Source organism: Raoultibacter timonensis, from assembly GCF_900240215.1.
Lineage (GTDB): Bacteria > Actinomycetota > Coriobacteriia > Coriobacteriales > Eggerthellaceae > Raoultibacter > Raoultibacter timonensis.
In genome coordinates this window covers 2218-5492 of the sequence record NZ_LT964681.1, presented here as the reverse complement: position 1 = coordinate 5492, position 3275 = coordinate 2218, and the positions used below count along the sequence as shown (strand labels likewise).

3 protein-coding genes and 1 pseudogene are annotated in these 3275 nt (G+C 65.3%); 2 read left to right on the top strand and 2 right to left on the bottom strand.

The features are described from left to right. Window positions 1–38 precede the first annotated feature (38 nt). Complete coding sequence (gene gcvPB / locus C1722_RS12190; protein ID WP_102379663.1) at window positions 39–1508, bottom strand: aminomethyl-transferring glycine dehydrogenase subunit GcvPB; 1470 nt, start codon at window positions 1506–1508, stop codon at window positions 39–41. Then, window positions 1505–2257, bottom strand: coding sequence for a PLP-dependent aminotransferase family protein (locus tag C1722_RS12185; protein ID WP_244902620.1), 753 nt, complete (start codon window positions 2255–2257; stop codon window positions 1505–1507). The genes gcvPB and C1722_RS12185 overlap by 4 nt, the downstream gene beginning before the upstream one ends. Window positions 2258–2327: 70 nt before the next feature. Here C1722_RS12185 and C1722_RS12180 point away from each other — a divergent pair. Continuing rightward, a pseudogene (locus C1722_RS12180) lies at window positions 2328–3140 on the top strand (class I tRNA ligase family protein); the annotation flags it as partial. After that, window positions 3135–3275, top strand: a 141-nt coding sequence (locus C1722_RS17690; RefSeq protein ID WP_342352776.1) for an iron chelate uptake ABC transporter family permease subunit, incomplete at its 3' end; no start/stop codon positions are given. The pseudogene C1722_RS12180 and the gene C1722_RS17690, both read left to right, overlap by 6 nt.

Genomic DNA, 3275 nt, shown 5'->3' with positions numbered 1-3275 from the left:
AGCATCGGCTGCGTGAGGCGCAATCGGGCTCGCCATGCCTACTCGGCGCCTTCCTGCGCGGCAGGCCTCTCGGGTTCCTCTGGCGTCCAGCGGACGACGGGCTTGCGCGCCGCCTGCACCTCGTCAGGCCTGCCGATTCTCGTCGTAAGCGGTGCGCTGTGCAGCGCTTCTGCGTTCTCGTGGGCCTCGTGCCAGATGGCGCGGAACGCCTCGGCCGCAGCGTCGAGCGTCTCGCGGCTTTCGGTTTCGGTCGGCTCCACCATGAGGGCCTCGTGCACGATGAGCGGGAAGTACATCGTGGGCGGGTGCATCCCGAAATCGAGGAAGCGCTTGGCAACGTCGAGTGCGCTTGCGCCCGTTTCCTCCTTGAGGGGGCCGAGGTCCATGACGAATTCGTGCATGCAGGGCCCGGGGTAGGGCATGGTGTAGAGGTCCTCGAGCTTGCGCATCAGGTAGTTTGCGTTGAGCACGGCGGTGCGCGCGGCCTGCGGAATGCCTTCTTTGCCGAGGGCGAGGATATAGGCGAGCGCGCGGACGGTTACGCCGAAGTTGCCGTAGAACGATTTCATGCGCCCGATCGAGTGCTCGGGTTCCACGAGAACGTAGGCGCCGTCACGCTCCTCGACGACGGGAGTCGGCAGAAACGCTGCGAGGTGCTCTTTGCAACCGACGGGACCCGAACCCGGTCCGCCTCCGCCGTGCGGCGTCGAGAACGTTTTGTGCAGGTTGAGGTGCACGCAGTCGAATCCCATATCGCCGGGGCGCACGATGCCCATGATGGGGTTGAGGTTCGCTCCGTCGTAGTAGCACAGGCCGCCCGCCTCGTGCACGATGGCGCAGATCTCGAGGATGTTGGGATCGAACAGGCCGAGCGTGTTGGGGTTGGTGAGCATGAGCCCTGCCGTATCGGGCCCGACCGCCGCTCGCAGCGCGTCGAGGTCGACGCCGCCTTGCTCGTTCGAGGGAACGTTGACCGTGTCGAACCCGGCCATCGAGGCGGTGGCGGGATTGGTGCCGTGAGCCGAATCGGGCACGATGATCGTGGTTCGGGCCGTGTCGCCCGCGGCCTTATGGTAGGCGCGGATGAGCAGAAGGCCCGTGTACTCGCCGTGCGCGCCTGCGGCGGGTTGCAGCGTGACGGCGTCCATGCCGGTGATCTCGGCCAAAAGGTTGCAGGTGAGCGCCATTGCTTCAAGCGCTCCCTGCACGGTAGAGGCCGGCTGCAAAGGATGGATATCGGCGAATCCGGGAAGCGTTGCGATCTCTTCGTTGATGCGCGGATTGTACTTCATGGTGCAGGAGCCGAGCGGGTAGAACCCGTCGCACACGCCGAACGCCTCGTCGGCGAGGTGGTTGTAGTGGCGGTCGAGGTCGACTTCGGCCACTTCGGGGAGGTTGGGCGCCTTGGCACGGCAAAACCGCTCGTCGGGAAAGGCTGCTGGCACGTCGCATTCCGGCAGAAGGGAGGAAGCGCGGCCGGGTTTCGAGAGTTCGAATATGAGGTTCATCGCACGCACTCCTTTACAAGTTCGACCGCCTCATCGATCTGAGCCTTCGAGTTCATTTCGGTGGCGCACCACAGGATGCCGCGCTTAGGGGAACCGTGCGGACGCCCTTGGGCTGCGGCTTCGGACGTGCCGGAGCCGCCGGATGCGGCATCGGGAACAAACTCGATGGGCAGCCCCATGAGTACGCCGCGCTCGGCGAGCGCTCGTTCGAGCGCGGCGGGGTCGAACGAGCAGGTGGTCGCGAACTCGTTCATGAACGGCGCATCCCATGCGAGATCGAACCCGTCGATCTCGCAGAGGCGCTCGGCCAGATAGTGCGCTTTCGCATAGCTGGAGCTTGCCGCCCGAGCGAGGCCGTCGGGGCCCATGCAGGCCAGGTAGGTGCCCGCGGCGAGCGCACAGAGCGCTTCGTTCGAGCATACGTTCGACGAGGCCTTCTCGCGGCGGATGTGCTGCTCGCGGGCTTGCAAGGTCAAGACGAACGCGCGATTGCCCTGCGCGTCTTGCGTTTGCCCGACGATGCGTCCGGGAAGCTTGCGCATGAGCGCCGAGGTGCAGGCGATGATGCCGAGGTAGGGGCCTCCGAACGAAAGCGGGAGTCCGAGCGATTGCCCCTCGGCCACGCAGATGTCGACACCGAGTTCACCGGGGCTTGCGAGGATGCCGAGCGATACGGGGTCGGCTGCCATGATCGCTTTAGCGCCCGCTGCATGGATGGCTTCGATCAGGTCGCCCGCATCTTCGAGGATGCCGAAGTAGTTGGGCTGCTGGATGATGGCGCATGCGGTCGCCTCGCCGAGCGCGGCAGCGAACGCGGGCGCGTCGCCGTGCGGCGATCAGCGCGATTTCGAGTTCGCCCGCAAATACGATCTGCCCATCATTCCGATCATCCTGTCCGAGCACGATCCGCTCTATCCCGAGATCGGCGGCGTTGCCGAGCGCGTGCGCACGCAGGTGCCGTGGGACCACGCGTTCGATGCCGAGGGCATCCTCGTGCAGTCCGGCACGTACACCGGCATGGCGGGCGGCAAGCATTCGGAAGGCGAAGCGGCTATCGTAGCCGACCTCGAGGCCATGGGCCGCGGTCGCCGCAAGGTCGAGTTCCGCCTGCGCGACTGGCTCATCTCGCGCCAGCGCTACTGGGGCAATCCCATCCCCGCGATCCATTGCGACAAATGCGGCGTCGTGCCGGTTCCCGAAAAGGACCTGCCCGTGGTGCTGCCGCTCGAGGTTGACATCACGAAGGGCGAGACGCTCAAAGACTACAAGCCGTTCTACGAGACGACCTGCCCGGTGTGCGGCGGTCCGGCGCACCGCGAGACCGATACGATGGACACGTTCACGTGCTCGTCGTGGTACTTCCTGCGCTACACCGATCCGCACAACGATGCCGCGCCGTTCGATTCGGCGAAGGCGAACCGCTGGCTGCCCGTCGACCAGTACATCGGCGGCATCGAGCATGCGATCCTCCATCTGCTCTACTCGCGCTTCTTCGTGAAGGTGCTGCGCGATATCGGGCTCGTGGATTTCGACGAGCCGTTCCAGAACCTGCTCACGCAAGGCATGGTGAAGCTCAACGGCGAGACCATGTCGAAGTCGAAGGGCAACACCGTGGCTCCCGAGGACATGATCGTCGGGCCCAACCACAAAGTGCTGCTTCCCGCGTCGCTTCTGCTCGGCGCTCTGTACGTGCTCGTCATCGACGATCTGTGCCGCTGCCTGTTCGCCATCGAGCTGCCTTTAAGCGTGCTCACGGCGATCATCGGC

Bases quoted from the DNA above. Each gene is read 5' to 3' on its own strand.
- gcvPB (WP_102379663.1), bottom strand. From the start codon at position 1,508: ATGAACCTCATATTCGAACTCTCGAAACCCGGCCGCGCTTCCTCCCTT.